The organism is Micromonospora sp. NPDC049580, from assembly GCF_040675595.1.
Classification (GTDB): Bacteria; Actinomycetota; Actinomycetes; order Mycobacteriales; family Micromonosporaceae; genus Micromonospora.
This window is the reverse complement of record NZ_JBFAPG010000524.1, coordinates 1-4,145: the sequence shown is the minus strand read 5'-3', so window position 1 is coordinate 4,145 and position 4,145 is coordinate 1. Positions and strand designations below refer to the sequence as shown.

Here is a 4,145-nt window from a genome sequence, read left to right as displayed (position 1 = left end):
CAACCACACCCTCACCCGCACCGCCCTACGCGCCACCCAGGCCGGCAGCTACGACGTCATCCACGCCCACGACTGGCTCGTCGCCCACACCGCGACCACCCTCGCCGAACACCTCGACCTGCCGCTGGTCACCACCATCCACGCCACCGAGGCGGGCCGGCACCAGGGCTGGCTGCCCGAGGAGATGAACCGCACCATCCACGGCGTCGAGCACTGGCTCAGCGGGTCCTCCACCCGGGTGATCACCTGTTCGGGTTACATGCGCGACCAGGTCAGCGCGCTGTTCGACGTGCCGACCGGGCTGGTCGACGTGGTGCCCAACGGGGTCGACGACCGGGCCTGGCGGGCCCGCCCGCGCGCGGTCGCCACGGCCCGCGCACGGTTCGCCGCGGACGGCCCCCTCGTCGGGTACGCCGGACGCCTGGTGTACGAGAAGGGCGTGCAGCACCTCGTGCACGCGGTGCCCCGGCTGCGCGAGCGGCACCCCGGCCTGCGCGTGGTGATCGCCGGCGACGGCCCGTACCGCCCCGAGTTGGAGGCCGAGGCCCGCCGCTTGGCGCTCGGCTCGACCGTCCGCTTCACGGGCTTCCTCGACGCCACCCAACTGCCGGCGGTGCTCGGCGCGACCGACGCGACGGTGGTCCCCAGCCTCTACGAGCCGTTCGGCATGGTGGCCCTGGAAGCGGCCGCGGCCGGAGCGCCGCTGGCGGTGGCCCGCACCGGCGGCCTCGCCGAGATCGTCGAGTCCGGGGTGACCGGTGTGACGTTTCCGCACAGCGACCCGGCGGCCCTCGCGGGCGCGGTCGACCAACTGCTCGATGACGAGGTCTTCGCCAGGCGGGTGGCCCGACGGGCCCGCAGCATGGTCGGCGAGCGGTACGGCTGGGCCAGCATCGCGGCCCGCACCGCCGCCACCTATGCCACCGCCCGTCGCGAACACGGCCCGCTCCAGGCCCGGCGGGCCGCCGCCCGACTGGCCGGCGGGCGTGACCGGATCGCCATCCCGGAGGGCAATCTGCTCGCCGCCGCCGACCACGCCGCCTGCTGAGCCAAGTCGGACGACCGATAGGTGACTTCCGATCCACTGGTTAGGGTGTACCCCGGACAGCGGCTGAGGAGGAGCGTGCGCAGGTGCTGATCGCCGGTCGGTACCGGCTGCTCGACCTGGTGGGTCGCGGGGGCATGGGTCGGGTGTGGCGAGCCCGCGACGAGATGCTGCACCGCGAGGTCGCGGTCAAAGAGGTCGTACCGCCCAGTTGGCTGGCCGACCACGAACGGGCCGAGCTGCGCTCGCGCACGCTGCGAGAGGCGCGCGCCGCGGCCCGGCTCAACCACCCCGCCGTGGTCCGGCTCTACGACGTCGTCCCGGTCGAGGGCAGCCCGTGGATCGTGATGGAGTACGTCCCGTCGCGCACCCTGCAGGACGTCGTCGACGCCGAGGGGCCGCTGGAGCCGGCCCGCGCCGCCCGGATCGGCCTGGCCCTGCTCGGTGCGCTGGAGGCCGCGCACACGGCCGGAGTGCTGCACCGCGACGTCAAACCGCAGAACGTGCTCGTCGCCCACGACGGCCGGGTGATGCTCGCCGACTTCGGGCTGGCCACCTTCGACGGCGGGGACGGCGCGATGACCCGCCCCGGGTTGGTGCTCGGCTCCCCGCAGTACGTCTCCCCGGAGCGGGCCGCCGAGGGGGTGTCCACGGTGGCCGCCGACCTGTGGTCGCTCGGGGCCACCCTGCACGCCGCCGTGGAGGGCCGCTCCCCGTACGCCCGCAGCAACGCGATGGCCACGCTCAGCGCCCTGGCCGCGGGCCCACCCGACCCGGCCCCGCACGCTGGACCGCTCGCCCCGGTGCTCGCCGGGCTGCTGCGCCGCGACCCGCGCGACCGCCTCGACCACGACGGGGCCCGCCGGCTGCTCACCGCCGCGACCGGCCACCCCAGCCCGCCGGCGCACTCGCGGGAAGCCGCAGCCAACGCCCCGACCCGCTCCTCGCCCGCGACCGGCTCCCCGGCCCCAACCGGCTCCTCGGCCCCAACCGGCTCCTCGGCCTCGACCGGCTCGACCGGCTCCCCGGCCCCAACCGGCTCCTCGGCCTCGGCGGCGTCCGCCTCCGGGGAACCGGCCGACCAGGACGTCACCATCCCGCTGCCCGAGTCCGACCCGACCACCACCACCAGCGGCAGCGAGGCCGTTCCACCGGGAAACGCTGCGACCGACGCCCGCCCGAGCGGCGAACCGAGCGCCCGGGCCTGGGCGGATGCGACAACCCCCGCTCCTGCGACGTCCGAGCGACTGGGCGGACGACTGAGCGAGCGGCCGACGGCGCGGCGGGCCGCGCTGGTCGTCACCGCGCTGCTCGTGGCCGCCGCGGCTGGCGTGGGCACCGCGCTGGCCGTCGCCGGTGACGCCCCGACCGACACCGCCGGGCGGTCCACCGCGACACCTGCGGATCGTCCGAACGACGCCAGCGGCACGAACGGGGGCTCCGGCGATGACCGGGGCGGCCTGTACGGCGGTGGCGGGCCCGGCGGGCCGTACGGCGGTGGTGGCCCCGGCCGGCCCGGCCCGGCGCCGAATGGCCGCGACGTGCCCCCGCCGCCGTTCCCCTGCGTCCATCCGGACGTCGCGGGGCTGCCGGTCGCGGCCGGGTCACCCCTGCCGGGCGAGCGGTTGCGGCCACCCACGGGTTGGGTCTGGCACGCCGACAGCACCGGCTTCCGGGTCTCCGTGCCGGCGACCTGGCACTACTCACGCGAAGGCGCGGTGGTCTGTTTCCAGGACCCGGCCACCGGTCGGGCGTTGAGCGTCGCGCCGGGTGCGGCGGCCGACCCGCTGACCCGACTGCGGTCGGCCCGCGACGACGCGGCCCGGGTCGGGGCGCTGCCGAACTACGACGAGATCCGGCTCGCCGCGGGCGGCGGCGGCGCGGAGTGGGAGTGCCGGTGGACGGCCCCGTACGGCCCGGTGCTGCACGCCCGGCAGGAGGTCCTCCCGGACGAGCGCTGGACCCTGGGCTGGATCACCGACGACCGGGACTGGACGGCCGCCGACGCGGACTGGACGACGGTGCGAAAGAGTTTCCGACCACCCCGCTGACCTGCGCCGTATGGCCCTGCTCGGCCCTCCGTCCGGCGTGGATCGAGGCCGCTCAGCGGATGAGAAAAGCCGCGTTGGTGGCTATCGTGTAACTCGGGGTGACCGAGGGGGAGCGACCGTGCAGCAGTTGCTGATCGCGGGTCGGTACCGGCTGCTCGACCTGGTCGGCACCGGCGGGATGGGCCGGGTATGGCTGGCCCGCGACGAGATGCTGCACCGGGACGTGGCGGTGAAGGAGGTCGTGCCGCCATCCTGGCTGGCCGAGGCCGAGCGCGCCGAACTACGACTGCGGACGATGCGCGAGGCCCGCACGGCGGCCCGGCTCAACCATCCCAACGTCGTGCGTCTCTACGACGTGGTGCACGACCGGGAAAATCCGTGGATCGTGATGGAGTACGTGGCATCCCGGTCGGTGCAGCAGATCATCAACACCGAGGGCCCGCTGAGTCCACAACGTACCGCCCGGATCGGGCTGGCCGTGCTCGCGGCGTTGCGGGCGGCGCACAGCGCCGGCGTGTTGCACCGCGACGTGAAGCCGCACAATGTGCTGGTCGCCGACGACGGGCGGGTGGTGCTCACCGACTTCGGGCTGGCGACCTTCGACGGCGGGGACGGGGCGATGACCGGCCCGGGCCTGGTGCTCGGCTCGCCGCAGTTCGTCGCGCCGGAGCGGGCCCGCGAAGGCGTGTCGGATCCGCGTACCGACCTGTGGTCGTTGGGCGCGACGCTCTACGCCACGGTCGAGGGGCAGTCCCCGTACGCCCGGTCCAGCGCGATGGCGACGCTGAGCGCGCTGGCCACCGAACCGCCGGATCCGATGCGCCGGGCCGGCCCGTTGCGTCCGGTGATCACCGGCCTGTTGCAGCGCGACCCCTGGCGGCGGTTGACCGCCATCGAGGCCGAGCAGCTGCTGCGCGCCGCGGCCGCCGACCGCGACCGCCCAGCCGGGCCGGCTCCCACCTCGGCGGTGGCGGCGGTCCGCAGCGCGGGCCGGTCGGCAGCGTCCACCCCGGTCGGCCCGGCGGGGCGGTCGCGGTCGGCGGCCGCGG

The 4,145-nt window shown here is 75.7% G+C and carries 3 protein-coding genes; all 3 read left to right on the top strand.

Going from position 1 to position 4,145, the window contains the following annotated elements; genetic code table 11:
* A partial coding sequence (locus tag AB0J68_RS28330; RefSeq protein ID WP_355067172.1) for a glycosyltransferase family 4 protein occupies window positions 1–1,048 on the top strand: 1,048 nt, incomplete at its 5' end.
* 83 nt (window positions 1,049–1,131) lie between these two features.
* On the top strand, window positions 1,132–3,096 hold the full coding sequence (locus AB0J68_RS28325) for a protein kinase (protein WP_363941469.1): 1,965 nt from the start codon (window positions 1,132–1,134) through the stop codon (window positions 3,094–3,096).
* 178 nt (window positions 3,097–3,274) lie between these two features.
* The coding region (locus AB0J68_RS28320) for a serine/threonine-protein kinase (RefSeq protein ID WP_363941470.1) at window positions 3,275–4,145 on the top strand (871 nt) is incomplete at its 3' end.